This is a genomic window from Nostoc sp. (assembly GCF_036917575.1).
Lineage (GTDB): Bacteria > Cyanobacteriota > Cyanobacteriia > Cyanobacteriales > Nostocaceae > Nostoc.
Map to the genome: position 1 here is coordinate 1 of NZ_JBALDC010000017.1, position 24,613 is coordinate 24,613.

Genomic DNA, 24,613 nt, shown 5'->3' on the forward strand with positions numbered 1-24,613 from the left:
TTGTTTTTCCGGGTTCATGCTTTAGACGGACGGCTTGTGTATTCTCATACATTCTCCCAGAAAAGGTATATCCGCCAAAGTGGGATGCTCCCTTTAATTTTTTCACCTCGGAACTGGTACTTGATTTATTACCGTTAACTATTTTTCTTGCTTTATCTGCAACTTTTCAATTCTAGGCGAATGCGCTCTTGATGAAATCGCCAAGGCAGGTCATAGCTTGTTAGAAGACAAAGGCAAAATAATTATTCAAACACTTCATCCGATAATTGCTTGTGGTGACTCTCCATACTCCAATGGGTGGCGCGAAACTTCATGGCAACCAAATCCAGATCGACCATTTTACCCTACTCTTTGGTATTTTAGAACCCTGGAATCATGGATCGACGAATTCCATGCTTTGAATTACCGATTGCTAAATTTATATGAGCCATCCGATCCCAAGACAAACAAACCAATTTCTATTATTTTTGTGTTTGAACGAAAGTAAAGTATGAAGCACATTTTTTCGTTGATATTATGCTTTTGTTAGCTTCTTCAACAGTGACTATTATATTAATGCGAATATACATCAAAATTCAGGATTAAAACACGCTTTTTATCTGGGTAATAACATACTTATAAATAATTTACTAACCACAATAAGCTAGACTGCTTAATCCAGGAGTATTTATTAAGTCAGTGTTGACCATCCAACCATTCCCCGATAGTTCTCCAGGGAAACTTTTAGAAAGGTCGATTTCTACCCAAATATAATTTTCAGATTTGTATGACTTAACGATATTACCTGTAACCAAGTTCACAAATATAATTGTGTTTGGATAAAGTGTTGTAATAAAAGGTTCTTTTGTACTTGGTTGGCGACGTATAGTTTCCTGTCGGGCAATTTTCCGACATACACTGCCAATAGTAGGTTTATTCCATAGGTTTTGAGCGTTGTTATTCGTCTGACAAAATTTCAGCGCGGCTGTTTGAATAAATCCGGAAGTCGGAGATTTAATTCTGACAAATCTATCTCCGCTAACTGGTATATATGCTAAAATAACCCTTGTTTTTGCCGACAATATTCTAATAGCGTTGGATGATGTTGAAGGTTCTTTGAAAATGGGAGTATCTACTTTAGTTGCACGACAATTAGACTGTGAAGAATTAAAGGGAGTCTGGGCGATTTGAGCAAATACAGGTACACTCAGAGCAAATGTAGCAATATTTACTAAAGTAAAAAGATACAATAAATTATGAAATTCCACGTTTTTTCCTCAATACCACTCACGAAAGACTATACATTAGATTCGGAATTTCTAAACTCTGATGTAAAAACAGCTACAAAAATTATTTTTAATTATTAGAATATCATATAATGATTTATTACTACTAATTACCAACTAATACAATCTCTTAATTATGAATTAATTCAAGAATAGTGGAATATTTGAACACTTTGTTAATACAGTGATGGCGGTAAAACCTGAAAATCAAATGTTGACATAGATTCTATTTTATTATTGCCTTTTCGACTTCTTCGCAAATTTTCACCCAAGCTTGGTTACGTTCTGCCTTATTTAGAGTGTCGAGGGGTTTATTTGGAGGGTGAGCAGCTTGGTATTTTTCGATGTCGGTTTTTCTGTATGAGCTTGCACTAATTGGAATCCAGATAATGGTTAATCCCTCTTCTTCGGCTGCGTTGAGTAAGGGGGGAAGCTCATGTCTGTCGATGAAATCAGAGCTTATAAAGTCAGGGCTGACTAGCAGGATAGCAACCTTAGCCGTGGCTAATGCTTTTTCAATCTCGGCTTTCCATTTTGCGCCAGGTTTGATTTTGGTGTCATCCCAAACGATGAAACATTCTGCACGAATATAGGGTTTTAGTTGTTTTTGCAGTTCTGTTAAGTATTCTGCATCTTGATGACTATAGCTAATAAATATTTGGTTTCTGATGCTTTCTGACATAATTGGTTCCTTAATAGGGGCTGGTTCAATAATTACTTTGTCTATTTGTTGTCTTTGTCGAGTTCTTATATCTTCATACCCATCAAGTAGTTGACGCAAATCGAGTTTCAGTTTTAGTTTGCCGATGGTGATTGTGCTTTCACCCATTGATTCGAGTCCGAGGAGTTCTTGATAGTCAAGGGGCGGATGGTCAGGGTGATTGGGGACAGGAACCCATTCGGTGATTTCGAGATTGGGAAGACTTTTGTGGATTTTTTGGAAGACATCGCGGAGAATGCCGAGAAATAAGCGGCGGGTTTCTTTACGTCCGCTAATGGTGATGAAGATTTTTTTGTCTTCGGGATCGGCTTTGATGCGAGCGATGTTGTAGATTTCGTTGTTTTCTTGATATTGCAGCATTACGCCACTGCGCCAATATATTTGATTATGAATTTTTTCGTGGCTGATGACGATGAAGCGGGAAATGATGCTTTCGGGGAGAACTTTGTAATGGTATTGAAATTCCAGGGTTTCGTCGTGGAATTCTGTTTCGTCTGGTTGGTCTTTGGGCAAAAGTCCCGCAATTAAGAATTGTGGTGGCTCACATTCTAGTGCAAAGCAAAGCTCAAATTCTTTCATCAGCCCGATCAGGTAACTGTGACGCTCGGTGGGGTATCGCTCTGGATTGAGGATGCAGGTGAGATCGGCGTGGGTGAAAATGCCTTTGGTTTTAGTTTTGAGGTTTTCATCACTCAGGAGCGCGTAAATACCTTCTGTCACCCAGTTGGGTTTGAGGACGTTGGTATCTTTGAGGATGGGATGATCGCGGAAGTTGAGAACCAAGCCGAGTCGATGCAGCAAGTCGATTAGTTGCTCTTGGTTTTGTTCTTCGGGAATCTCTTTTTGGTGGCAGATGCCGATATAGCGGTTGTAGCTGATGAAGTCTTCAGTCATGGATTCGAGTTGTTCTTTAACCTCAAACCATGCCAGGGGTAAAAGGTCGTAGACTTCTTTGAGCTTGGCGATTTGCTGCAAAATTGCGGTGCGAAGTTCATCAATGCCGATATTCTCTTGGCAGGAGGTTTCGATAATCGCTTGGATGTTAGGATATTTTTCGCGTAATGCTTTGCGGTTGATGTCGAGGGGTTGTTCGTCTTTTTTGTTGCCAACGATAATCACGGGGGACTGTCCGCCGAAACTTTCGATTAGTTTCAGCCAATATTCGATGCGGTTTTCTTCTTCGCTGGTGCGACAATTACAAACGAGGAGATAGAGGCTGCGCTTAGTCAGAAAAAACTGATGGGTGGCATGATAAATTTCCTGTCCGCCAAAGTCCCAAACATTCAGGCGGATGTCTTTACTATTGACCTGCACGTTCCAGGTTTCCACATTGAGTCCGTCGGTTTGGGGTTGATCTTTATCATATTTATGGCGGATTAATCGCTTGATGAGGGATGTTTTGCCGACGCTGCCTTGTCCGATGAGCAAGAGTTTGGCTTCGTGTAATGGTCGAGTTTCACTTGTGCAAATTTGCCTCAAGTAATTCAAAATCTCTTTCGTATGGCCTGAATTAAAAATTTCTAATGGAATATTGGTTATTTTGTTAGAACTGAGGTCAAGCTGGGTGAGATTGGTTAAATTAGCGATCGCCTCTGGTATCTCGGTTATTTGGTTGGAACTGAGGTGAAGGTCAGTGAGATTGGTTAATTTGGTGATTGCCTTTGGTATCTCGGTTATTTGGTTGGAACTGAGGTGAAGGTCAGTGAGATTGGTTAATTTGATGATTGCCTCTGGTATCTCCCTTATTTGATTGAAACTGAGGTCAAGCTGGGTGAGATTGGTTAATTTAGCGATCGCCTCTGGTATCTCGGTTATTTGGTTGGAACTGAGCTGAAGGTAAGTGAGATTGGTTAATTTAGCGATCGCCTCTGGTATCTCGGTTATTTTGTTGGAACTGAGCTGAAGGTAAGTGAGATTGGTTAATTTAGCGATCGCCTCTGGTATCTTGATTATTTGGTTGGAACTGAGCTGAAGGTAAGTGAGATTGGTTAATTTAGCGATCGCCTCTGGTATCTCGGTTATTTTGTTGTAACTGAGCTGAAGGTAAGTGAGATTGGTTAATTTGATGATTGCCTCTGGTATCTCGGTTATTTGGTTGAAACTGAGCTGAAGGTAAGTGAGATTGGTTAATTTAGCGATCACCTCTGGTATCTCGCTTATTTTGTTGGAACTAAGGTCAAGCTGGGTGAGATTGGTTAATTTAGCGATCGCCTCTGTAATCTGGGTTATTTGGTTGTGACGGAGGTCAAGCTGGGTGAGATTGGTTAATTTAGCGATTGCCTCTGTAATCTGGGTTATTTGGTTGGAACTGAGGTCAAGCTGGGTGAGATTGGTTAATTTAGCGATCGCCTCTGTAATCTGGGTTATTTGGTTGCGACGGAGGTCAAGCTGGGTGAGATTGGTTAATTTAGCGATCGCCTCTGGAATCTGGGTTATTTTGTTGGAACTGAGGTCAAGCTGGGTGAGATTGGTTAATTTAGCGATTGCCTCTGTAATCTGGGTTATTTGGTTGCGACGGAGGTCAAGCTGGGTGAGATTGGTTAATTTAGCGATTGCCTCTGTAATCTGGGTTATTTGGTTGGAGCTGAGGCCAAGCTGCGTCAGATTGGTTAAATTAGCGAGCGCATCAGGTATTTCAGTTAACTCTACTCGAATTAAGATAAGTTCCTTTAAATGTAGTATTTGCGTTACCACATCGGGAATGCTCTCTAAAGGATTGCCACTAATATCCAACTTACGCAAATTAGGCAAACCCAATAGTTCGAGTGGAAGCGTTTTTAAATTATTGCCCGAAACCTTTTGGAGATAGCGGTTTCCTACTTCTTCATAACCTTCAACCTTCTTTCCCAAAATCAAAGACTCAAGCTGCTGCAACTTACCAATTTCTACAGGTAACTCAGTCAACTCCTGTCCCGACAAGTCTAACTCTTGCCAACCCTCAGCCACGGCGCGATCTATCAGTACCAACAACTCATCCTGCGTCATAATTCCAAGGATAAGGGTAAAAGGAAAGAAGATTGATAATGAGATGATCTTAACTGATTAAGTAAAAGTTCGTAGGGGCACAGCAATGCTGTGCCCCTACCGTTTATCGGGGTGTACTGCATTCAAACAAGAAGTGCTATATAACGAATGAGATATGGTGATCGCACATATCTAAATTTGGTTTCTAGCTCTCTGTGTGATTATATTTGCGATCAATTTTTGGCATTGTTTACAAAATCGAGCGATCGTAAGTCGGAAAAACTTCATCCACTAAAGATTTGCGGTGAAGCCGCGCTGCGGGGGGGTTTCCCTTTGCAGGCGACTGCTGAACCCGAAGGGTGCGTTACGCTGGCGTGACAAAGCTAAATTGTTGCAATCATGGCGAACGCATTTGTTGATTTGGCGAACTCATTTGTTGATTTGGCGAACGCATTTGTTGATTTGGCGAACGCATTTGTTGATTTGGCGAACGCATTTGTTGATTCGGCGATCGCATTTGTTGATTTGGCGATCGCATTTGTTAATTTGGCGAACTCATTTGTTGATTCGGCGATCGCATTTGTTGATATGGCGATCGCATTTGTTGATATGGCGATCGCATTTGTTGATTTGGCAATCGCATTTGTTGATTCGGCGATCGCATTTGTTATTTTTGAGTAAAGCAAACGCTTCCTTTACTAAGGCCACAGTGTATACACAAGTCTAAAATAGCTGATTAACCTGGGTTTTACCCCACCCTAACCCTCCCCGTATGTATTGGGGAGGGAACTAGATTTCTTTTTTCTCCCCTTTCCAAGGGGGGATTAAGGGGGGTAATTCAACATTAAGTTTTAACCATAATCACTGTACAATTACTCTTGCGAGAAATATTCTCGGCAATATTTCCTTGAATCGCTTGTTGCAGTAGACTTTCACGGCTAGCTCCCAAGACAATCACATCACTGTTGTCTTGTTTGGCACAATTAAGAACAGCTTCAGAAACAGAACTAGCACAAACGGGAGTAGCCATCACTTCACCACTAACTCGGCGTTGCAGAAAGCGAACAGATTTATCTAGTAATGTGGTGTCAGGAGTCGAGTTAGTCGGCTGGAAAACCTGACATAGCTTGATTTGGGGTGATGTACTTAAAGAAGCCAAAGCAGGTAATAACTTAATTGCTTGGCTGGAGTTAGGGCCGCCTGCCATTGGCAACAACCAACGGTCAAAGGATCTTTTATCATCCAATTTAGCCAAGATAACATCACAAGGAACCTGTCGAATTATCGTATCCACCACTCGGCTAAAAACTCTACCAGGAGTTGATGTACTGCCTTTCCATCCCATCAGCACCAAGTCTATGTGTCGTGCTTTAACAATCTCTAAAATTGCCCCAGCAACATTATGGGCAACTCGGATCTCGGTATGAACGGGAATCCGCCACTCTTCTCCTAATAGTATTGCCCGTTGGAAAAGTTGAAGACTTTTGCTGATTTGCACTGGTGTTTCTGATGGGATGCGGCCAGACGCAACGATAATCACTTGTAGGCATTCTATTTCATAATTGCGATCTTTAGCGATCGCAACTGCCATGTCTAGTAAAGTCTCAGCTGTTTGAGGATGTGAAAGTGGTACTAACAACCTTCCTTTGCCTATAGCCGGAGCGCGAGTTTGGTAAACCACATAAGAAGGTGCTGATTTGGGTTCTCTTTGTGCGCTATTACCACTCAGTCGCTCTGCTTCTACACGGATAATATCACTACGAGTAATAATTCCTATGAGCTTGCGATTTTCTGTAACGGGTAAACAGCTAAGGTGATAACGATTGAGTATATGTAGTACATGAGCCAGTGTTGCTGTGGGATTTACTGTCACAGGCTCTGGTGTCATAATCTCGCTAACAGTTGTATCTTTACCTGACTGTTGCGAAGCAATATTAACTAAATCTTTCTGAGTTACAATACCAACAACTTTACCATTTTCTAAAACTGGAAAGTTGCGATGGTGAGAGTCGGAAAATGCCTGTACTGCTTCATCAGTACTCATTTGACTAGAGAGAGTTTCCACACGCCGTTGCATCACATCTACAGCACTCAGTTGTCCCAGAAGTCCCTCTGTACCAGGCTCTTTGGTGATGTGAATCCCTTTCCACTCTAGTAAAAGGTCGTAGAGCGATCGCTGATCGATTTTTTCCGCTACTAAATAGGCAATCACAGAGGCAATCATTAGCGGTAGCACCAGATTAAAATCTGTTGTCATCTCAAACACAATCACAACTGCTGTAATTGGAACTTTAGAGACGGCGCTAAAAAAGGCAGCCATGCCAACATGAGCATAGACTGTTGCAGCACTCATTCCCAGCAAACTGTGTTCTACAGCACCCACTAAGTAACCAAGGGCAGCCCCCAAGGCCAAAGTGGGAACTAGCAAACCCCCTGGCGCTCCAGAGCCGTAGGTAAAAATAATTAGGGTAAACTGAACTAAAAGAGCGATCGCTGCAAATGACCAATTAGCATTACCCGCAAGCAAAATTTCTCTCAGCCCAGCATGATCGCGAAAGGCAGCAGGTAAAAAGGCGATCGCCGCTCCACTAATTAACCCAGCGATTCCAATTCGCCAGGGTAAACTCAGGTGTAACAAACGGCGGTTAATTGCTAGACTCTCAAGAATACCTTTATTAAATAAAATGCCTAGAAGTCCCGCCAGCACTCCTAAAATCAAGTAAAAAGGAATTTCCTGAGCAAAAAAAGTTGTATCGGGAAGACCTAAATTTACATGATTCAGATCCAGGCTGTGACTACCATAGAGCCGGGAAATGACTGAAGCGATGAAAGAAGCCAAAATCGCAGTACCAAGAGTTATATCTGATACATCTTGAAGTAATTCTTCTACTACAAAAAGCACACCTGCGATCGGTGCATTAAAAGCCGCAGCTAACCCAGCCCCGGCTCCGGCGGCGAGCAGTTGGCGACGATGCTCTGGTGAAGTCGGTGCCCAGTTACTAAGTTGATTTGCCAAGGCTGCCCCAATTTGCACAGTCGGCCCTTCTCGTCCTAAAGGCATTCCAGAACCCAACACTAATGTAGCGCTGATCAACTTCACCAAAGCAATCCGTAGATTTAATGGCATCGGCACACGAGCCAATACAGCTTTGACTTCAGACATCCCACTACCTGATGCTTCCGGTGCAAAGCGCTCTACTAGCCAACCAGCTAAAAGTCCCCCTGCTAATCCAATACTTGGTAGCACCAAATAGGCAGACCAATGATAAGAAAGATGCACTCGCCATGCACCTGCCCAATCCACTGTCTGTCCTAATAAAACTGCTGCTAACCCAGAAACTAGACCAATCAAGCAAGCTTCCACAAAAGCCAACCGCCTCGGTTGAAGCAGGAGACGGGAAAGCCTCAACCAGAGAATTTTACCCCTGGCTAACATATTTTTAGCAATCACTTGTGATCAATGAAGGTATATAAATGTCTGAAATATCTTACCGTTCACTCTATTTATAGCCTTTCATAAAAAAATGAAATTATAATGAAATTTTTCTATACCTAAAGATAGATATATGCAGTAGTAGCGCAAGGCGGAAGTCAAAAGTATTATGGAATAAGCTCTTTAGGGATCTTAAATGGTTACGCTATTTACGCCGTAGCGTACTAGCAATACAGCGAATCTGGCTAGATTAGAATTTACGCATAAAGATTCTTTAGAAAAATTGGGTGTAAAGCTTACTAGTAACGTTGCCAATCATACATTAATCGTCCATGGCGATCGCGCACAAGCTCCCAATCTCCATGACGATATCGTTGTCCGTGATAACGTATAGAGCGATAGTGTCGCCTATAATAATGTCGTCGATTCCACTGGCGTTGATAATAATATTTTCCAGTCCGATGCCGTCTATGATAACGTCGTGGAGTCCGTCTGTGAGCTAACAAAAACTCTTCACTTTGCTCTTTTGCTAATTTTGTCTGTACATCAAGACTCTGTTCCTTGAGAACGTTATTTAGAGTATTATCTTTGGCTTCAACCAAAGTAGGTGGATACATGAAGGCTAATAACAGGAACACAATTGAGGATAGCTTTTTGAAACGGTTCACGTCTTTGCTTTTCCTAAACTATTGGTAATAATTTTATTTAATAGTTAAGTTGAGCAATTATATAGTTCAGAATTCACAAAGTTGATTAACGCAAATGTAATTGAAAGTACATCTAACAGTTCCCATTCAGATGCATTACAACGTTATATCGCAAGGTGTAGGGGCGCGTTGCTTCAACAAGAACTGCTATATATTAAATGTGAAGATGCTTAACTACGTTGGTAAAATAAGACAAATGGACACAACAGCGCCGATTAATTTTTAGCTTTACCATCAAAGTCTCTAGATTTCCTAGCTTGGCATTATATAGCTACAAGCTTTCAAAGCTGGCTATATGATATTGACTTTTTGCCAGATATCATACTCATCAATTGCCAGACTATGAGCTTCTTCTCCTCCTTGCTCGTTTTGAAAACTATAGTAGATGACAGGATATCCCCACCGATCAATTTCACTAATTCTCAAAATAGCACGCTCGGCAATAAGTCGCTGGTATAGTTGTTTTGTATTTTCAAGCATTTTTATTTGTGGTAATTGCAAGATACAAATATGATCGCCGACACGTAGCTCGCGCCAAGAATGATTTATTATCATTTTTGAATTCTTTAGCGTATGGTGGTATAAATTTGGGGTTTTATAAGCAATGGCATACATTCCAAAGAATGCAAAGTGGTATATCGCTGAATTGGTAATTGAGTGTAAAGTTGAGGGAAATCCACATAATGTTGTTCATGTAAATATTGTTCTTGTCCGTGCTTCTTCAGCAGAAGAGGCTTTTGAGAAAGCGGAAGAACTTGGTTATGAAAGTAACGACACATATCTTAATCCCAAAAATCAAACCGTAACTTTTACTTATAAAGGCTTACGGCATCTCGATGTGATTCATGATGAATTAGAACATGGTGCTGAACTGATGTTTGAAGAAAAAATTGGTATACGTGAAAGCGAGTTACAACAAATGCTAACTCCAAAATCTCAGCTAGCTATTTTTCGTCCGTTAAAACCAATAGATCCATCTAAGCCAGACTATACGAGTAAAGAAATTATGGATGAAGTCGCAAAAATGATCAGTGGCGATGGTGTTATTGAAAGACTTTAAAAACTTCAGCCCAACAGTGCATTCGCCATCCTAAACTTTTACAATAAAGCTAAGGTGATAAATACGCTGTTCTGGTCATCAATGTAGTCAGCAGGGCCTCGATACTCGAATCCATACCGTGCGTATAAGCCTCGTGTTGGGGCAAGTGGAATTGCCCCTGTCTCCAAACACAGGCGATGGTAAGTACGCCATTCGGTTGTTTTATAATCTGTTCAAGAAACCATAGTTAATTAATTTTTTTGCAGATTGCTAATTGTCAAAAATATTTCATCATCAGTGATCTGGCTATTATAATCAATATTAATTTGAGTTGGATAACCAAGTATTGGGTCGTATTGTACAGTCAAGTTTGCTGCTTTCCGAATGAGCGCATCCCTGATGATATTAAAGAGTTTAGGAATTGTATTATATTGTTGAAACAATTCTGCGTTAGCTGGCTGTTTCGTCGCTTTATAAGTAATAGAATTTGTAACTCGATTGCTTACTGTAATAATCACTGGTTCTGTAGCTTTCGGTAAACAATTACAACTTCTGGTGAATTCATAGCGATAGTTAGAAATTTTTTGCCGTCTCCATAATCGGTAATTAATCTTAAATTGTTCTAAGGCTAAACTACTAGGGGCGGGTGTTTTAGCTACCTGTACAGGAGGAGGTTGAGATATTACAGGTACACTAAAACCTAAAGATGCCATTAAAATAGCACTAATTGCAATTGGTAAGCGCATATAAATTCATTCTTAACTCCAACTGCTCACTTTAACGTAGCTTCAAGATGATTGCCAAAACATTGAAATTATTTGTGACACTCAAAGCTGGTAAGATGTTACGCACAAATGACTAATGACAGTCTATACGGAAAATAGGGCAATATATAGGCGCATTAGCTTATCAACTATATATGTTTTCTGAAGTTAAAAAATGTCTGATGTTAGCTGTACCTTTGGCAGCAGCACAACTGGCTCAATCTGCAACTGGTTTTGTGGATACGGTAATGATGGGCTGGTTGGGAAGTCAAACCATTGCATCTGGAGGTTTGGGAGCTGTTATCTTTAGTTTTTGTCTGTTTATTCTTAATGGTATAGTTTCTGCTGTCAGTCCGTTAGCTGCCCAAGCATACGGAGCCGGAAATAGAGAAAAAGTTGGCACAATTGTCCGGCTTGGACTAGGGATATCTCTGGTGCTAGGAATACCAATTACATTGCTGCTCTACAATGGAGGTGCTTTACTACTTTTACTAGGACAGGATGCTAACACAGTAACACTAGCAGAAATTTATTTAAGGGCGATGGCACTGGGTTTTATTCCTGCTTTAGGCTTTGCAGTACTTAAAAGCTTTCTTTCTGCTCTATTGCAACCGCAATTAGTGATCGTAACTGTGGTTTTGGGTACTCTGTTGAACATCACAGCTAACTATGTGCTGATGTTTGGTAAACTGGGATTCCCAGCGCTGGGTTTAGCTGGTATCGGTTGGGCAAGCACACTTTCACTTTGGAGTATGTTTGTTGCTTTGACAGTTTATATATGTAATCAGCCTCGCTTTGCAGTTTACGGTATTTTTCAACCTTCGTCTTACAAAGCTTTTCCTCTCGAACATCGCCGGATTGTTGGCGAAATTTTTCAGGTTGGATTGCCTATCGGGGGTCTGGTTGCGGTCGAAGCCGGACTGTTCACTGTTGTCACTTTCTTCATCGGACGATTGGGAACAACTGCCCTCGCTGCTCATCAAATTGCTTTACAAACAATTTCGATGTCATTCCAGATGGCACTAGGCATTTCTATAGCGACAACAGTTCGTGTTGGACAGTTAGCCGGACAAAATGACTTAGTTGGCACTCGTATAGCTGGATATATAGGCATTGCCATTGCAGCTTTATTTATGAGTGTAGTAGCCCTTGCATTTTGGCTAATACCAAAGTCGATTATTTCTCTTTATATTGACATCAACAATCAGAATAATGCAGATGTGGTTGCACTGGCGGTGAAATTGCTAGCAGTCGCAGCAATTTTTCAAATAGTTGACGGTGTGCAAGTTACTACTGCTGGAGCATTACGCGGACTAAAAGACACTCGAATCCCGATGTTGATTGGAATTTTTGCTTATTGGTGTGTTGGTTTATTCACTGGTTATATTTTTGGGATCTCGTTGGGGTTTGGAGCTATTGGTTTTTGGTGGGGATTGGCTATTGGTTTAGCGATCGCTGCAATAATCCTAACTTGGCGGTTTAGCACCAGGAAAACTAATAACTGATAAACACGAGATGAAACTCAAGGGAAAAGTCCTCAAGCAACTAAATTATAACGACTTAGGTTGAATGAAAAAACAAATTTCAAGTAACGGATTAACTAAAATTCAGGTACTGATTATGGCGATCGCATCTGGTGTGTGTGTTGCTAACGTTTATTATAATCAGCCAATTCTCAAAGATATTGCATCTTCTTTTGGAGTTAGTGAAGGTGAAGCGGGTAGCATATCTGTGCTTTCGCAAGTTGGTTACGGTTTTGGGCTTTTCTTTTTAATCCCCTTGGGCGATAAAATCAACAAAAAAACATTAATTCTTTCCTTACTTATATGTTTATTCTGTTTGTTGATATTCATGACGTTTTCCCAAAATATCGCCGAGGTTTGGATATTGAGCGTAGCAATTGGAATTACAACAGTCTCCGCTCAGATTATTCTTCCCTTAGCAGCAAGTATAGATAGAGTAACTACAGGTCAAACTGTAGGCAGTATTTTTACTGGTATATTGATTGGAGTTTTAGGAGCAAGAGTTTTTAGTGGATATATTGCTGAGTACTTGAGTTGGCGTTATGTATATGGATTTTCAGCAGTAATGATTTTAATTGTTACTTTCTTGCTCAAGATTTACTTGCCGAATGTAAATAATGAATATAGTGGTAATTATTTTGATTTATTAAAATCAACGCTTCAACAATTAAAACGTTTTTCTTTATTGAGAGAAGCATCTTTAATTGGGGGATTAATGTTTGGTGTCTTTTGCTCATTTTGGACAACGTTGACTTTCCATTTAAGTGGAGCACCTTTTAACTTTCAATCTGACACAATTGGGATGTATGGCTTTGTAGCGATCGCAGGTGCATTAATGGCTCCAATTTTTGGTAAATTAGCCGATAAAGGTAATTCTCAACGTTCCTTAACTATTTCTGTATCCCTGGTGATTGCAAGTTTAGTAATTGCTAAAATTGCTTCTAGTTCAGCGCTAGCGATCGCTTTTGCTGTATTGTTACTAGATGTAGGTGTACAGGCAATTCAAGTCACTAATGTTGCCAGAATATATACTCTTGATGCTCAATCGAATAGTCGCATCAACACAGTTTATATGACTACCTATTTTATTGGTGGTGCTGTAGGTACTAGCATTGGTCTATTCTGCTGGCATTTTGGTGGCTGGAATTTGGTGACTTGGCAGATGTTAGTTTTTACTTTGCTTGCATTTATTGTTATAGTCAAACCCAAAATCACAATAGCAAGCATAAATAATAAATAATTATGGCGATGCTATAATATCTGCAATTTATCATAGACATGATAGTGACAGGAGATGGAGACATACCATTGTATTGGGATGCTCTTATTAAATAATCGTAGCAAGTAAAAGTGCGATGCCTACGGCGGGCTGCGCCTACGCATTCCAAATGCAAAGCTGAATCAACAGCTTGAGTTTACGAGGGATGCCAATAGCATAAGCCCAACTTCTTGCTCTATAACCATTTTACGAATTTTGAACAAATTTTTTGCTCTCAGTGCATAAAGCCTAAAAGCCATCGTAAGAATCATAGTACAGAGGTTCACTTAGGAAGTATCACAAAAAGCGTGCAAATTTGGGATGTTGCTGAATCATCAGATGATTTATTCCATTACGGAACGAACTTTTGATGGTTACAATTGCCAATTCATCTCACAAATATGTAATGCCAATTTAGTGAATTAAAACTTACCTAATTATTTCTGTATACACTTAATTAAAAAAGGGGAAAAATCATGTTAGGCATCAACAAAAAGACACCTAATTCTGACATTTATTTGATCGATAACGAACAACTATTCGCTCAATTAACTCATGAAGAAGGGGCTGTTATAGAAGGAGGAGGCGGATTCCTTCTTATAGATCAACTTCAGGCTATCAATGCTGATGCAGATACATTCGGCGATGACGATACCTATATCACAGTCAATGGTACTCAAATCTGGGGAGCTAATGGTTTTTCTACCGGACAGACATCTGGAGTTAACCGAGGTTTAGGCGTTGATTTCCCTGCAAGGATTGAACTTTTTGATGAAGACGGCGGTTTAAACGGCTCTGATGATTCTCTAGGTGGTTTTACTGTCAATGGGGCAACAAATGGTCAGGCAATAACGCGTGTGTCTGGAAGTGGCTCTACGTATGATGTGTATTACCGTGTTTTTTGATCAAGAGGAGCGTAAGTTAAGGCGAAAGCAACAATAGCTGAACCTTCCCAAGTCTGAATCTAAGTTAGGTTTTTCGTAGGGGCGCACATCTGTGCGCCTTTACTGCGTGTTGCTCTGTGCAAATCTTCGTTTAGGTTTTACTGGCATTTTCAAGGTAATTCGTGCTGCTATTCCTAATCAGACTACTTCCACCGAACATCTCCCTTTTTTTGGTCATGGTTGATTATGGAGATTTTGGATGAGAAGATTCCGCCTTGGCAGGAGAGAAACAATCCTCGGCTAGTCAAAAAACTGGTTCCAAATTTCTGTCTAAAAAGTCTGTTCATCGTGGTACTGGTACTCAGCGCCAGCCACTCAATTTTTCCATTATTAATACTGCTTAGTTCTTAACCGAAAAGTATTGATTCAACACTCACATTTCACCTCTAGCGTTACTTTATGCTAACAACGTAGATTACTGAGTTTCCTTGTTTTATCTTCACCCCTTTATAGTATTAAGAAAGGTTGTAATTTTAGTTTACATAATCTGTTAGTATTTACGAATCAACGCTATTGGTTATTTGAAGCTATTGGGCGGCTACCATCTATCTCTATAGTATCTTTACCTTGAAATTTACTCTTAGCGATCGGACGTTGACCATCTATATCAAGAATTTCCTCAACCTCTAAATCACTAGGGTCAATTGGACGTTCGCCGTCTACAGTTAGCATCTCATTTTCTTGAAAATTACTCTTACCGATTGGACGTTGACCATCTATATCAATTGTTTTATCGCTATAATTATCATTTTTTGCAATTGGCCGCTCTCCATCTATATCAATTGTTTCCTTAACCTCAATATTACTTGGATCGACTGGACGCTGACCATCTATATTTATTGTTTTAGTTGACTGTTCAGATTCGTTAGATAATGATTTTTTATTAGTTTCAGCCTTTTTTGTCTCTCGATTTGAATTTTTTTTAGTACTATCAGCTTTCTTTTTGTTATTCATGTTTTTTATTTTTAATAGATGACGAATTATTCACTACAAGTCAATATTATTCCAAGAATTATTTCTCTCTCACCTAAAAGAACTAGCTTTAGCAGAATAGCAACAAATTTGGTTTATATGACATTTAACAAGATACTAAAACTGAATCAAAAAATCTTCTACCTTAGCACAGAATATATCTCTGACTTCAGAGGTATTTTTGATATTTCAAAAAATGCTTAATTACAGCAGTTTTCATATATTTGAACCACACCTGTCGTAAAAGCGCTACTACTTTCGCCCCTACCGCCTGGTCTATTTACCTGAAAATAGCTGTAAAACACTGCTAGGCGTGGTTGATTTTGGACGGTAAGTGAGATGATTTTTGTCTTCATGCAGAGATGCCGTTTGCAGATAATGCAAAGAATCAGAGATCCCATCGGCAATGTCCCAAACGTGATGGAAGCTAGCAGACAGCAATTCGGGCTAGTTTTCATTGGCACTGACGGCAAAGGAATCTACTATGGAAAACTAAATTAATGTAATTTCTCAATCCCCTTTGCGTCCTTTGCGCCCTTGGCGGTTTGTTTTTTATATAGCGCACCTTCATACAGAAACGGTATTAGCTTTTCTTGCAAGCCTTTACATAAATAACAGCTGGGTTTACTGTATAAAATGAATTGCATTTCAGTTGTTGCAAGAAGTTATAAGTTTAAGATAAGGTAGACGCTTTGGCTTGTCGCAGATTACCGCAAAGGGTGCAAAGGAAGAGAGATGATAAGAGAAGGGTTTGATATAGGTGAATATGTCGATCAAATGGGATTTTTGTTGGATTTGCAGTTAAAAGATGAGTATCGAGATGGTGTGGTAGCAAATTTTGAGAGAATTAGAGCGATCGCTAATCTTGTGAATTCTTTCCCTTTACCAGAGGAAATTGAAGTTGCACCAGTTTTTGAACCATAATTGTTTCAAGAATAGTTATGTTGATATCGTAGTAAAGCAAAAACTATTGCTGACTACTATTACTCAAAAAGCTAAAGGCGCTATCTGTTAATATTTCAGCATGAATTTTAATTTAGCCGATGCTATAACAATATCAACTGCTGTACGTGAAGGTAAAATTAGCGCAGTAGAAGTTACTAAAGCTGCGTTAGCACGAATAGCAACGCACAATCATCTATTCAACTGTTTTACCACTATAACTGCTGAGACAGCTTTAACTGATGCAGCACTGATTGATCGAGAAATTGCTCAAGGTAATCATCCTGGAAAACTTGCTGGTGTGCCTTTTGCAGTAAAAAATCTTTTCGATATCGCTGGTTTTACAACTCTGGCGGGATCAAAAATCAATGCAGAAAACCCAGCAGCTAGCCAAGATGCAACCGCAGTAGCAAAGCTGAAGCAAGCGGGTGCTGTGCTGATTGGTGCTTTGAATATGGATGAGTACGCTTATGGATTTGTAACAGAAAACTCCCATTACGGTGCTACTCACAACCCCCATGATTTACAGCGAGTTGCTGGTGGTTCATCGGGTGGTTCGGCGGCGGCGGTTGCGGCTGGGTTAGTACCGCTGACGCTGGGTTCTGATACTAATGGTTCAATTCGCGTTCCGGCGGCGTTGTGTGGCGTTTTTGGTTTCAAGCCTACTTATGGAAGATTATCTCGTGCTGGGGTAGCTTTATTTTCTAGCAGTTTTGACCATATTGGGCCTTTTGCGCGTTCGGTGCAGGATATCGCGATGGTGTTTGATGTGCTGCAAGGAGAAGACGATCGCGATCCAATTTGTACAAAGCGTCCGCCTGAATTATGTTTACCACAACTCAAACAAGATATTTCTGATATCAGAATTGCGATCGCTGCTGATTATTTTACCAAAGGTGCAGAACCAGAAGCTTTAGCAGCAGTGCAAAAGGTAGCTGATGCTTTAAATGTCACTGAATACGTAATCATACCAGAAGCACATCGCGCCCGTGCAGCAGCTTTTGTGATTACAGCTAGCGAGGGCGCAAATCTGCATTTGGATAAATTGCGATCGCGTCCTGAAGATTTTGATCCAGCGACACGCGATCGCTTTTTAGCTGGGGCGTTAATTCCAAGTAACTGGTATCTCCAAGCACAACGGTTTAGAAAATGGTATCGCGATCGCCTTCGGGAAGTGTTTCAAAATGTCGATGTAATTCTTGCCCCAACTACACCAATTTCTGCACCGCTAATTAATCAACAAACCATGATTTTGGATGGCGAAGAAATTCTTGTCCGTCCTCATTTAGGGCTATTTACTCAACCATTATCTTTTATTGGTTTACCCGTTTTATCAGTACCAATTCAGCACCAAAATACGTTACCTTTAGGCGTGCAACTAATAGCAGATCCATATAATGAAGCCTTAATTTTACGGGTTGCAGCTGCGTTAGAAGCAAAAGGTGTAGTTTCAGCACCAGTAATTTTAAAATCCCTTATTTAAGCTCGACTTTATCCATTTTTTCGCAACCTTTAAGCTATCGCTGAAACCTTTGTGGGACGCTAGTTATATTTTTTTAGCTTCATCGATAATTAGTGACGTGAAAAAAGTATTTGCCAAAAAGTTAAAGTTTTTGTCGGGTAAAGAAAACCAAGCTCTTAATTTTGGATAAAGTCGAGGCAGTGTTAGATTTTCAGGGAATGGCTGATTTAGATATTTGGTTAGAAGCACTTGGCCAGTCCTCATCAAAATTGTCAAATTCAGCTCTAAACCCATTGCGGATTGACCAGTTTTCACTTAACTTGTGTTGCAAACGGTTGTCAACCCAAAAATCAAACCCTCATCGCTGTCAAATAACTCGACTGTTGGTGAGCTTGCTTCACCTATGACTGCGCTCAATATATTCCTCGTAGGAAATGATTTCCATAATTTGCAAAAAGTATTTTAAATTATTGCAATTTTCTCGCAATTTAGTTGCAACAATTCATGTAATCTAAATAGTGTGTTAATATACAAAGGAATCTCGGTTTTGATGGGGAGCAGCCATCAGACGCAAGGGGGAAAGTCCGGTGTGAATCCGGCGCTGTCCCGCAGCTGTAATCAAGGCTTGCCTTGTGAGTCAGAATGCCCGCCGAAGTTGACTTGTAAATTGTGTACATCTGCGAGGCACAGATTGAGTATCTTTATGAACATTTCTACAATCACTAAGCTTTATAACATTCTCATAGCTCCACATATCAAGACGCTACAGGTTACGGCTTTCTATAAGGTAGATGGTCAATTGCGGGTACAAATTGCGTCTGCGAACAGCCTGTCGTAGACATCGCTGACGCTAATTTTTTGGCGTAACTATTCATAAAAAAGAAGGAAAAGCTTATTTATTTGGCTAATGTTCGCGCCCAATAAATTAAATTACTTCCCACATCACCTGGAAATTAGTAGAGAAGTGAAATTAAACTATGCTGTACTTTATCTTGCTACACTAATACTTCTCTATTGTGTGATATCTGCGGTTAAGACTTCTTTTTAGCGATCGCAAAATTAATCAACAAACAACACACTTTATATGCATAAAATTCCCGTCACAGTGATTACAGGATTTCTAGGTGCAGGTAAAACGACATTAATTCGCCATTTACTGCAAAATAATCAAGGGCGACGCATTGCTGTTTTGGTGAATGAATTTGGAGAGATCGGCATTGATGGCGAACTTTTGCGTGATTGCCAAGTTTGTGACGATGAAGAAGACCCCAATAGTAATATTGTTGAACTCACCAACGGTTGTCTGTGCTGCACGGTGCAAGAGGAATTTTTACCAGCAATGCAGGAATTGCTGAAGCGGCGCGATCGCCTTGACTGTATGTTAATTGAAACCTCTGGACTAGCACTACCAAAACCATTGGTACAAGCATTTCGCTGGCCCGATATTCGCACAGGTGCGACAGTTGACAGTGTAATTACTGTGGTGGACTGTGAAGCGTTGGCAACTAATCAATATGTAGGCGATTTAGCAGCCCTCTTAGCACAGCGACAAGCTGACTCTAGCATAGAACACGAAACACCGATTGAGGAACTGTTTGAAGATCAGCTAGCTTGTGCTGATTTAGTGTTGTTGACAAAGAGCGATCGCGTTGATTTTCCAACGCAAGTCAGGGTGCAGGATTGGCTCAAACAGAACTTATCCCCTGGTGTAAAAGTAATTCCTTGTCAAGACGGTAAAATCAGTGGCGATTTGTTACTCGGTTTCAATGCTGCTGTAGAAGACAACCTAGATAGTCGCCCCAGTCACCACGATACTGAAGAAGAACATGAACATGATGAAGAAATTAATGCAGTGCAACTATTGCTAGACCAAGCTTTTGAGCCAACTGTCTTGATTAAACGCTTGCAAACATTAGTGCAACAGCAAGAAATTTATCGAATTAAGGGATTTGTAGCAGTTCCAAACAAAGCCATGCGTCTGGTATTACAGGGAGTTGGTAATCGATTTGACTACTTTTACGATCGTCCTTGGCAACTCCACGAACCCCGTCAAACGCGATTAGTATTGATTGGACGACAGCTTGAGCAGGTTCGCATTGAGTCAATTGTCTTGGGAGAGGAAGTGAATGCGACCATCCAATAGTGTTTGGCAAGGAAATTTCGGCTACTGGCAAAACAGCTTTATCCATAAGAATATATTGGTAATCGGTTACACAGGATGGAAAGGATTTCAGTCATTTGGGCGGGGAGTTGTTATTTGTGATGTGGATACTAAAGTTACTCACCCGACAAATACAAGTGTTGATACAGTTTCCTTCACCCTGCAATTTCTCCCTTCCGATCTAATTAGGTTTTACTTGCGATCGTTTCAGGATGGTGGATTTATATCGCAATCAATCTGCTCATCGATGATTTCATCAATTTCCCCAGCAGTCACAACATACAATCCTCATCAAGATATTCTTCTGGTGCTAAAAGCTGAACCTCAAATTGAGGTTAATTTTTTACACAAACTAAAAATTACTCCACCCGATTGCTACGAACAAATTTGCAAACGATGGTCAGAATTTAAACCAAGCCTAATACCCTAAAACTTACTTTAGTTCTCAATGCTCAAGCCAAAATCAAGCAATATTCCCAAAGCAACTCGCTACCAAAATGCAGCGATAGATTATTACATGGGACTCACAAATTCCGACTATCTCCATTACGGGTATTGGGAACCACTACCTACTGTGGGTGAAGAATTAACTCTAACTCGCCTGCGTGTGGCGCAAGCTGCATATACAGCCAAACTTTTGAGTTTTATCCCAAAAGGGATAAAAACTGTACTTGACGTAGGCTGTGGAATTGGTGGTAATGCAGCATATTTGTGCGATCGCGGTTTCAGTGTTGAGGGATTAGCACCCGATGCATTTCAGCAAGAGAGATTTATTCACAATACCAACGGGCAAGTACCTTTCTACTTAACGAGATTTGAAGATTTTCACAAATCATACTCATACGATCTAGTTCTGTTCAGCGAAAGCAGTCAATATATTGCTGTTGACGATTTGGCTCAGGGTGCGGCTCGTTTACTAAGTAGTGGTGGCTATTTGCTGCTTGCTGATATGATGCGTTCTGATGCTGAATATCGAAAAGGTATTTTTTCTAATTGTCATGTCGCCAGTGAGCTTCAAACAGCATTGATGCAGACTGGATTTAAGTTAATTAAGACTGAGGATATATCCACTCAAGTTGCACCAACGATTGACTTGTGTGTTGATAACTTTCGTACTTTTGGGCTGAGTACAGTTAAATATATTGCTGATGTTATAGCGATCGCACTCCCACCATTATATTCACTAGGTCGTTGGGCATTTAAGCGCTGGCTGGAAAAGTTAGTTGTCGAGGGTTTAGCAGCACGCGCAATTTTTGAGAGCCATTTATGTTATTCCATCCAACTCTGGCAGTTATAGCAGGAGGCAGGAGGCAGGAGGCAGAAGGCAGATCGCTTTTAGCGTCTCCCCTTCTCCCAAAGGGAGAGGCTAGCGCCAAGGGAGAAGGCAGAAAGTAAAATTATTACTATTCCTAGCTTTCACTCTTTTAAAATGTCCTAACCTATGTGACTACGGCTATATCACAAGGAGTTTAATCAAGATGACCCCAGAAACAAACATCCAAGATTGGCAACAAGCTTTTATCGCCACCAATATATTAGCAATTGGTTACAACGCTTGGATAGGTTATTTAACAGGAGAACGTGGTGTCGTAATTTGCAGTACCAATTCTCCGCATTTAGGTATGGCTGGCGAAACATTCAAAGCGCATTTTATCGGGCGTAAAAATCTTGCAGCTTTCTTAAATGCTTGGTTAGCAACACCCGATACCGTACTGTTACAAACACACTTCATGAATGCTCATATTCTCGAAGCTGTAGATAAGTATAATCCCCAAAAGGATATTGTATTTTTATTGGAATACGGTTATCAAGCTGGTTTTTTCTATTTAACTAAATTACCAATCACACCACCTCAATGTTACCAAACTGTATGCAAAGAATGGGCAGAATTTCAACCTCAGCACACCCTCTCAATAAAAGTAGAAACACAATGATGCTCATCCAAAATAAAAATCTGGCAACTTTCAATCGCCTCTTTATGGCAAAAGCTGATAATCAAAAGGTGATAGAACTAAATATGACAGATGAAGAAAGTGATGCTGCGATACCTTCTCTGCGAGACGCTACGCGAACGGTAAGCTTCTCTTCGAGACGCTGCGCGAACGCTAACGCTAAATTTGGTTGTGACTGTCCAAAAGCGATAAATGCGTTACGTCAGACAATAGGAATCACTATCGGAGTTGAAGGTGAGTATCTTCCATCAGCAGATAAAATCACACCCTGTACAGATAAAAAAATCCAAAATGATTCTCAATCTACTAATACTCAATAGTACAATCTCAAGTTAATAGGTGCTTTTAGAGTAATTTGAGAAGGCTTTATCCACCCGTTTTTTAAACTGGTGTGAATTAAATTATACTAAACTTTATAAAACCGAATTTATCTTTACTTTATAAGTTTTTATTTTCTATCCAAAATTATTGACATTATATATTTCCTTGCTTATGATTTTCAATCAGTTATGATTTGGTTTACTTCCCGAAAATCTGTGTCAGTAAATTCAAGATTATCCTCACTATACTGTATGAAATTACGCTGGTTATTCCTGAACTTAATTAGTATTTTGCTGTTATCTTCTCCTGCAAGAGCAACTCGATTAGAATCCTGGCACTTTGACCCCATTCATAATCAGCTTGACCTAACCACCGATTCAGGTATTCAACCGAGAGTTTTTTTAATTGATAACCCCAAAAGGCTTGTGATTGACTTATCGGGAACTACTTTAGACTACCCAACAACCAAACAAAACTTTGCTAGGGCAATTCGAGAAATTCGGGTAGCACAGCTTGACCCTCAGACAACCCGACTCGTAATTGAATTAGCACCTGGTTACACTGTTTCTCCTCAAAGTGTAATAGTCCAGCGAGGTTCTGGCTCTCATTGGGTCGTCAAACTATCATCAATTGAAAAAATACCTGCAACGGGAATTTTGGAATGGGGAATAGGGACTGGCGAACAATCCTCCCAAAAACCAATTTCTATTACCCCTAATCTCCAGCAAAAACGCCAAGTTCTCTTATTCCAAAGTAAAGCGCCTTTACAAAATATTGCAACTATTAATAAACTGAGTCCACCAGATATACTCACTAAACCAATCAATGCTTCTATGTTTGCTGGGGTAGTTCCTTTAGGTGAGGAGATACTACAACTAAAATCTCAAATTAATGCATTGATGGCTCGTTATAGTTTCCTAAAGCCAGGGATGTTTTTTGTGGATTTAGAGACGGGTAACTATTTGGATATTAGTGGCGACAGAGTATTTCCCGCCGCAAGTACAATTAAATTCCCAATTTTGATTGCTTTATTTGAGAAAATAGACGCTGGTAAAGTCAAGCTAAATGACACCCTGGTAATGCGGCGAGACTTGGTTGCAAGTGGCTCTGGAGACTTGCAGTATCAACGTGTGGGAACCAAGTTGACTGTGCTACAAACCATAAACAAAATGATTAGTATCAGCGATAATACCGCCACAAATATGATTATTGACCGTTTGGGTGGTAAGGCAATATTAAATCAACGGTTTCGCAATTGGGGATTGAAAAATACTGTAATTCGTCATTTACTGGGAGATTTCAAGGGAACTAATACGACCAGTCCCGCAGATTTAGTAAAATTATCAGCATTGATTCAGTATCATAAGTTAATTTCAGATGGAAGTCGCTCTCAGGCTTTAGATATCTTAAGTCATTGCCATAATAAAAAATTGCTGGCTGCTGGTTTGGGTTCGGGAGCGCTAATTGCTCACAAAACAGGAGACATAGGGTTTGTAATTGGAGATGCAGGTATTGTTGAAATGCCTAATGGCAAGCGTTACTTAGCAGGGATTTTTGTTAGAAGACCTTACAATGACATTAGAGGTAGGGATTTTGTTCGTCAAGTTTCCCGACTGGTGTATACATATCTAGACCAACCAAAATTAACCCAGCTACCTTAAGGAATTTAGATTTAAACGAAATGCAAAACTGCTGTTTATAGCCTTAACATCAGCACGGGAGGGTTTAACGCCATCATTACGAATCTATCCCACTAATAGGAAAATGGCGATCGCTCATCACTTGCCAGGTATGCTGATTTACAAACACTTGCAAAAAGTGATCCAACCCATCCTGCAACCTCACCACATAGGGCTTGTCAGCATAGGGAGTCTTCACGGTGTCGGCGATCGCAGAAATTGATACAGTGTTTACTAAACCTCAACAAAACAATAGCGATCGCCTACAGCCAACTACATCTATGCATTACAATTTTGGCAGACAAACTTACCATTTTTTATTACAATCAATTGTCAGTTAATTTTGACCTGACTGTGATATCTCTACTGTGCGGCTAACTACAGTTTTTCCCCGATAGCGATACCACCACATAACAAAACCTGTGATAAATAAAATTAAGGGTGATAGCCCAACAAAAACGTAGAGAATACGGGTCGGTAAGCCACCAAAAGTACCAAAATGCAAT

Annotated in this window: 25 protein-coding genes and 1 riboswitch; of the genes, 15 read left to right on the plus strand and 10 right to left on the minus strand. The window is 40.2% G+C overall.

Annotated features, from left to right (window positions below):
- Nucleotides 1–629: 629 nt before the first annotated feature.
- On the minus strand, nt 630–1,247 hold the full coding sequence (locus V7K79_RS03465; RefSeq protein WP_335044746.1) for a hypothetical protein: 618 nt from the start codon (nt 1,245–1,247) through the stop codon (nt 630–632).
- A gap of 244 nt (nt 1,248–1,491) precedes the next feature.
- Nucleotides 1,492–4,971 (minus strand): leucine-rich repeat domain-containing protein, encoded by a 3,480-nt coding sequence (locus V7K79_RS03470; RefSeq protein ID WP_335044748.1) that lies wholly within the window; start codon nt 4,969–4,971, stop codon nt 1,492–1,494.
- 147 nt (nt 4,972–5,118) lie between these two features.
- Here V7K79_RS03470 and V7K79_RS03475 point away from each other — a divergent pair, with 147 nt between their 5' ends.
- On the plus strand, nt 5,119–5,328 hold the full coding sequence (locus V7K79_RS03475; protein WP_335044750.1) for a hypothetical protein: 210 nt from the start codon (nt 5,119–5,121) through the stop codon (nt 5,326–5,328).
- A 21-nt stretch (nt 5,329–5,349) separates the two neighbouring features.
- The gene (locus V7K79_RS03480; protein ID WP_335044751.1) at nt 5,350–5,631 is read left to right on the plus strand and encodes a hypothetical protein; all 282 of its coding nucleotides are present in this window, start codon (nt 5,350–5,352) and stop codon (nt 5,629–5,631) included.
- A gap of 163 nt (nt 5,632–5,794) precedes the next feature.
- Here the strand turns inward: V7K79_RS03480 and V7K79_RS03485 are convergent, their stop codons facing one another.
- From V7K79_RS03485 to V7K79_RS03495, 3 genes are all read right to left on the minus strand, one after another.
- Nucleotides 5,795–8,386 (minus strand): chloride channel protein, encoded by a 2,592-nt coding sequence (locus V7K79_RS03485; RefSeq protein WP_335044752.1) that lies wholly within the window; start codon nt 8,384–8,386, stop codon nt 5,795–5,797.
- A gap of 296 nt (nt 8,387–8,682) precedes the next feature.
- On the minus strand, nt 8,683–9,051 hold the full coding sequence (locus tag V7K79_RS03490; RefSeq protein ID WP_335044754.1) for a hypothetical protein: 369 nt from the start codon (nt 9,049–9,051) through the stop codon (nt 8,683–8,685).
- Between the two features lie 330 nt (nt 9,052–9,381).
- Nucleotides 9,382–9,645 carry a hypothetical protein gene (locus V7K79_RS03495; protein WP_335044755.1) on the minus strand — a complete coding sequence of 88 codons (264 nt, stop codon included), beginning with the start codon at nt 9,643–9,645 and terminating at the stop codon, nt 9,382–9,384.
- Between the two features lie 49 nt (nt 9,646–9,694).
- Here V7K79_RS03495 and V7K79_RS03500 point away from each other — a divergent pair, with 49 nt between their 5' ends.
- Nucleotides 9,695–10,150 carry a DUF4288 domain-containing protein gene (locus V7K79_RS03500; RefSeq protein ID WP_335044757.1) on the plus strand — a complete coding sequence of 152 codons (456 nt, stop codon included), beginning with the start codon at nt 9,695–9,697 and terminating at the stop codon, nt 10,148–10,150.
- 230 nt (nt 10,151–10,380) lie between these two features.
- On the opposite strand, the gene V7K79_RS03505 is transcribed toward V7K79_RS03500, so the two are convergent.
- A complete protein-coding gene (locus V7K79_RS03505) occupies nt 10,381–10,875 on the minus strand; it encodes a DUF6174 domain-containing protein (protein WP_335044759.1) in 495 nt (164 codons plus the stop codon).
- Nucleotides 10,876–11,048: 173 nt separating this feature from the next.
- Between V7K79_RS03505 and V7K79_RS03510 the strand changes: the two genes are divergently transcribed.
- The 3 genes from V7K79_RS03510 (at nt 11,049) to V7K79_RS03520 (ending at nt 14,579) form a co-directional block, all read left to right on the plus strand.
- A complete protein-coding gene (locus V7K79_RS03510; protein ID WP_335044762.1) occupies nt 11,049–12,398 on the plus strand; it encodes an MATE family efflux transporter in 1,350 nt (449 codons plus the stop codon).
- A gap of 64 nt (nt 12,399–12,462) precedes the next feature.
- A complete protein-coding gene (locus tag V7K79_RS03515) occupies nt 12,463–13,656 on the plus strand; it encodes an MFS transporter (RefSeq protein WP_335044765.1) in 1,194 nt (397 codons plus the stop codon).
- Between the two features lie 536 nt (nt 13,657–14,192).
- Complete coding sequence (locus V7K79_RS03520; RefSeq protein WP_335044767.1) at nt 14,193–14,579, plus strand: hypothetical protein; 387 nt, start codon at nt 14,193–14,195, stop codon at nt 14,577–14,579.
- A 549-nt stretch (nt 14,580–15,128) separates the two neighbouring features.
- On the opposite strand, the gene V7K79_RS03525 is transcribed toward V7K79_RS03520, so the two are convergent.
- Both V7K79_RS03525 and V7K79_RS03530 read right to left on the minus strand, forming a co-directional pair.
- Nucleotides 15,129–15,572, minus strand: a complete 444-nt coding sequence (locus V7K79_RS03525) for a hypothetical protein (RefSeq protein ID WP_335044769.1) — start codon at nt 15,570–15,572, stop codon at nt 15,129–15,131.
- A gap of 294 nt (nt 15,573–15,866) precedes the next feature.
- On the minus strand, nt 15,867–16,031 hold the full coding sequence (locus tag V7K79_RS03530) for a hypothetical protein (protein ID WP_335044770.1): 165 nt from the start codon (nt 16,029–16,031) through the stop codon (nt 15,867–15,869).
- A gap of 294 nt (nt 16,032–16,325) precedes the next feature.
- On the opposite strand from V7K79_RS03530, the gene V7K79_RS03535 reads away from it, so the two are divergent.
- From V7K79_RS03535 to V7K79_RS03570, 8 genes are all read left to right on the plus strand, one after another.
- Nucleotides 16,326–16,514 carry a DUF4089 domain-containing protein gene (locus tag V7K79_RS03535; RefSeq protein ID WP_335044771.1) on the plus strand — a complete coding sequence of 63 codons (189 nt, stop codon included), beginning with the start codon at nt 16,326–16,328 and terminating at the stop codon, nt 16,512–16,514.
- Between the two features lie 100 nt (nt 16,515–16,614).
- Entirely contained in the window at nt 16,615–18,015 is a 1,401-nt protein-coding gene (locus V7K79_RS03540; RefSeq protein ID WP_335044773.1) for an AtzE family amidohydrolase, read from the plus strand.
- Nucleotides 18,016–18,519: 504 nt separating this feature from the next.
- Nucleotides 18,520–18,663: riboswitch (cobalamin riboswitch) on the plus strand.
- A gap of 415 nt (nt 18,664–19,078) precedes the next feature.
- Nucleotides 19,079–20,137, plus strand: coding sequence for a cobalamin biosynthesis protein CobW (gene cobW / locus V7K79_RS03545; RefSeq protein ID WP_335044775.1), 1,059 nt, complete (start codon nt 19,079–19,081; stop codon nt 20,135–20,137).
- Nucleotides 20,121–20,585 carry a hypothetical protein gene (locus V7K79_RS03550; protein WP_335044778.1) on the plus strand — a complete coding sequence of 155 codons (465 nt, stop codon included), beginning with the start codon at nt 20,121–20,123 and terminating at the stop codon, nt 20,583–20,585. The genes cobW and V7K79_RS03550 overlap by 17 nt, the downstream gene beginning before the upstream one ends.
- Before the next feature lie 18 nt (nt 20,586–20,603).
- Nucleotides 20,604–21,452 carry a class I SAM-dependent methyltransferase gene (locus V7K79_RS03555; protein ID WP_335044780.1) on the plus strand — a complete coding sequence of 283 codons (849 nt, stop codon included), beginning with the start codon at nt 20,604–20,606 and terminating at the stop codon, nt 21,450–21,452.
- A gap of 181 nt (nt 21,453–21,633) precedes the next feature.
- Nucleotides 21,634–22,089: a hypothetical protein gene (locus V7K79_RS03560; RefSeq protein ID WP_335044783.1), complete on the plus strand. Its 456-nt coding sequence runs from the start codon at nt 21,634–21,636 to the stop codon at nt 22,087–22,089.
- Complete coding sequence (locus V7K79_RS03565) at nt 22,086–22,427, plus strand: hypothetical protein (RefSeq protein ID WP_335044784.1); 342 nt, start codon at nt 22,086–22,088, stop codon at nt 22,425–22,427. Before V7K79_RS03560 ends, V7K79_RS03565 begins: the two co-directional genes overlap by 4 nt.
- 252 nt (nt 22,428–22,679) lie before the next feature.
- Nucleotides 22,680–24,089 carry a serine hydrolase gene (locus tag V7K79_RS03570; protein WP_335044786.1) on the plus strand — a complete coding sequence of 470 codons (1,410 nt, stop codon included), beginning with the start codon at nt 22,680–22,682 and terminating at the stop codon, nt 24,087–24,089.
- Between the two features lie 76 nt (nt 24,090–24,165).
- On the opposite strand, the gene V7K79_RS03575 is transcribed toward V7K79_RS03570, so the two are convergent.
- Entirely contained in the window at nt 24,166–24,306 is a 141-nt protein-coding gene (locus tag V7K79_RS03575; RefSeq protein WP_335044788.1) for a hypothetical protein, read from the minus strand.
- Between the two features lies 1 nt (nt 24,307).
- Between V7K79_RS03575 and V7K79_RS03580 the strand changes: the two genes are divergently transcribed.
- On the plus strand, nt 24,308–24,448 hold the full coding sequence (locus V7K79_RS03580) for a hypothetical protein (protein WP_335044789.1): 141 nt from the start codon (nt 24,308–24,310) through the stop codon (nt 24,446–24,448).
- Here V7K79_RS03580 and V7K79_RS03585 read toward each other — a convergent pair.
- Nucleotides 24,445–24,612, minus strand: coding sequence for a PepSY-associated TM helix domain-containing protein (locus V7K79_RS03585; RefSeq protein WP_335044791.1), 168 nt, complete (start codon nt 24,610–24,612; stop codon nt 24,445–24,447). The genes V7K79_RS03580 and V7K79_RS03585 overlap by 4 nt on opposite strands.
- Between the last annotated feature and the right edge of the window lies 1 nt (nt 24,613).

What these genes read in the sequence shown, in the direction of transcription:
- V7K79_RS03470 (WP_335044748.1), bottom strand. Translation starts at nt 4,971, where the DNA reads ATGACGCAGGATGAGTTGTTGGTACTGATAGATCGCGCCGTGGCTGAG.
- V7K79_RS03505 (WP_335044759.1), bottom strand. Translation starts at nt 10,875, where the DNA reads ATGCGCTTACCAATTGCAATTAGTGCTATTTTAATGGCATCTTTAGGT.
- V7K79_RS03475 (WP_335044750.1), top strand. Translation starts at nt 5,119, where the DNA reads ATGAGATATGGTGATCGCACATATCTAAATTTGGTTTCTAGCTCTCTG.
- V7K79_RS03535 (WP_335044771.1), top strand. Translation starts at nt 16,326, where the DNA reads ATGATAAGAGAAGGGTTTGATATAGGTGAATATGTCGATCAAATGGGA.
- V7K79_RS03565 (WP_335044784.1), top strand. Translation starts at nt 22,086, where the DNA reads ATGATGCTCATCCAAAATAAAAATCTGGCAACTTTCAATCGCCTCTTT.
- V7K79_RS03515 (WP_335044765.1), top strand. Translation starts at nt 12,463, where the DNA reads ATGAAAAAACAAATTTCAAGTAACGGATTAACTAAAATTCAGGTACTG.
- V7K79_RS03500 (WP_335044757.1), top strand. Translation starts at nt 9,695, where the DNA reads ATGGCATACATTCCAAAGAATGCAAAGTGGTATATCGCTGAATTGGTA.
- V7K79_RS03525 (WP_335044769.1), bottom strand. Translation starts at nt 15,572, where the DNA reads ATGAATAACAAAAAGAAAGCTGATAGTACTAAAAAAAATTCAAATCGA.
- V7K79_RS03555 (WP_335044780.1), top strand. Translation starts at nt 20,604, where the DNA reads ATGCTCAAGCCAAAATCAAGCAATATTCCCAAAGCAACTCGCTACCAA.
- V7K79_RS03485 (WP_335044752.1), bottom strand. Translation starts at nt 8,386, where the DNA reads ATGTTAGCCAGGGGTAAAATTCTCTGGTTGAGGCTTTCCCGTCTCCTG.
- V7K79_RS03550 (WP_335044778.1), top strand. Translation starts at nt 20,121, where the DNA reads ATGCGACCATCCAATAGTGTTTGGCAAGGAAATTTCGGCTACTGGCAA.
- cobW (WP_335044775.1), top strand. Translation starts at nt 19,079, where the DNA reads ATGCATAAAATTCCCGTCACAGTGATTACAGGATTTCTAGGTGCAGGT.
- V7K79_RS03510 (WP_335044762.1), top strand. Translation starts at nt 11,049, where the DNA reads ATGTTTTCTGAAGTTAAAAAATGTCTGATGTTAGCTGTACCTTTGGCA.
- V7K79_RS03560 (WP_335044783.1), top strand. Translation starts at nt 21,634, where the DNA reads ATGACCCCAGAAACAAACATCCAAGATTGGCAACAAGCTTTTATCGCC.
- V7K79_RS03570 (WP_335044786.1), top strand. Translation starts at nt 22,680, where the DNA reads ATGAAATTACGCTGGTTATTCCTGAACTTAATTAGTATTTTGCTGTTA.
- V7K79_RS03495 (WP_335044755.1), bottom strand. Translation starts at nt 9,645, where the DNA reads ATGATAATAAATCATTCTTGGCGCGAGCTACGTGTCGGCGATCATATT.
- V7K79_RS03540 (WP_335044773.1), top strand. Translation starts at nt 16,615, where the DNA reads ATGAATTTTAATTTAGCCGATGCTATAACAATATCAACTGCTGTACGT.
- V7K79_RS03480 (WP_335044751.1), top strand. Translation starts at nt 5,350, where the DNA reads ATGGCGAACGCATTTGTTGATTTGGCGAACTCATTTGTTGATTTGGCG.